Below are 1492 nucleotides of genomic sequence, written 5' to 3'. Positions count from 1 at the left end.
TGGGGGGGGAGGGGTGGGGGGGGTGGCCGGGGGACGTGGGGGGGGGGGAGGGTTTGTGGTGGCGTGGGGGCGTGGTCGGGAGGAGGGAGCGGGGGGGGGGGGGGGGGGGCCCCCCCCCCCCCCCCCCCCACGCGGCCCTCAGACCCAGGCCGACAGCCGGGGCAGCACGGACCGCAGCACCTCCGCGATCTCGTCGAACTCCGGCTGGTCGCAGATCAGCGGCGGCGCCAGGTGGATGTAGGGCTTGTCGTGGTCCCCGCACCGGATGTGCAGGCCCGCTTCGAACAGCTCGCGGCGCAGCCGCCGGTCGATGAGCTGCTCGCACTCCTCCGGCGAGAACGGCTCCTGCGTCGCGTTGTCCTTGATCAGTTCCAGGGAGAACAGGAAGCCGGCACCCTGCACGTCGTTGACCACCGGCAGTTTCCGCAGACCTTCCAACGTGTTGCGCAGCGCCGCCTCCTTGCGCAGTACGTGCTCGTAGACGCGCTCGTGCTCCAGGATGTCCATGTTCGCCATGGCCACGGAGGTCGACACCGGGTGGCCGCTGAAGGTGTAGCCGTGGGCGAACATGACGTGCTCCGGCAGGAACGGTTCCAGCAGCCGCTCGGACGCGATCGTCGCGCCGAGCGGCGCGTAGCCGCTGGTGATCCCCTTGGCGCAGCAGATGATGTCGGGCTGGAAGCCGAAGCGGTCACAGCCGAAGAGGTGGCCGAGCCTGCCGAAGGAGTCCACGATGTCGTCGGAGATCAGCAGCACGTCGTACTGGTCGCAGATCTCGCGGACGCGGGCGAAGTAGCCCGCCGGCGGCACCACGCAGGCGCTCGGGTGGGGCAGCGGCTCCAGGATCACCGCGGCGACCGACTCCGGGCCCTCCTGCTCGATGGCCGCCCTGATCTCCTCGGCGTCGTACGGGTCTGCCACGTTGCGGCTGACCGGCCCGCGCGGCTCGAAGATCTGGTGCAGCAGCGCGAAACCGCCCATCGCCACGGCCGCGTAGGTGCTGCCGTGGAAGGACCACTCGCGGCTGATCACCTTGTGCTTGCCGGTTCTCCCGGTCAGCGCGAAGTACTGGCGGGCCAGCTTCCACGCGCTGTCGACGGCTTCGCTGCCGCCGCAGGTGAAGAACACGCGGTTGAGATCGCCGGGCGCCGCGGCGGCGAGCCGCTCGGCGAGCTCCACGGCGGGGCGGGGCGCGTGCTCCATCGCCGGGAAGTAGGCGAGCTCGGCTGCCTGCCGCGCCGCGGTGGCGGCGAGGTCCGGCCGCCCGTACCCCACCTGCACGACGAACGCGCCGGCGACCGCGTCGAGGTAGCGGCGACCCTGTTCGTCCCAGACGTAGGGCCCCTCACCGCGGGTGATGATGGACACCGGCCCGTCCGTCGGCTCGCCGTAGCCCCGCATGAGGTGATCGCGGGCGGCGAGCCCGAGGCGGCTGTCGGCGGGCTGCGCGGTGGTGGATTCGGAGGTCAGAGTCATCGGCGATCCTTTTCTC

1 protein-coding gene is annotated in these 1492 nt (G+C 71.7%); it reads right to left on the bottom strand.

Annotation, left to right across the window (positions count from 1 at the left end; all coding sequences use genetic code 11):
• Window positions 1-138 precede the first annotated feature (138 nt).
• Window positions 139-1476, bottom strand: coding sequence for an aminotransferase class III-fold pyridoxal phosphate-dependent enzyme (locus AC07EQ_RS01625; RefSeq protein ID WP_478386001.1), 1338 nt, complete (start codon window positions 1474-1476; stop codon window positions 139-141).
• Window positions 1477-1492: the final 16 nt, after the last annotated feature.

It is taken from the genome of Saccharopolyspora sp. NPDC045839, assembly GCF_056431645.1.
Note: the sequence above shows the minus strand (reverse complement) of the source record. Positions and strands in the feature narration are given on the sequence as shown.

Bases quoted from the DNA above. Each gene is read 5' to 3' on its own strand.
- AC07EQ_RS01625 (WP_478386001.1), bottom strand. From the start codon at position 1,476: ATGACTCTGACCTCCGAATCCACCACCGCGCAGCCCGCCGACAGCCGC.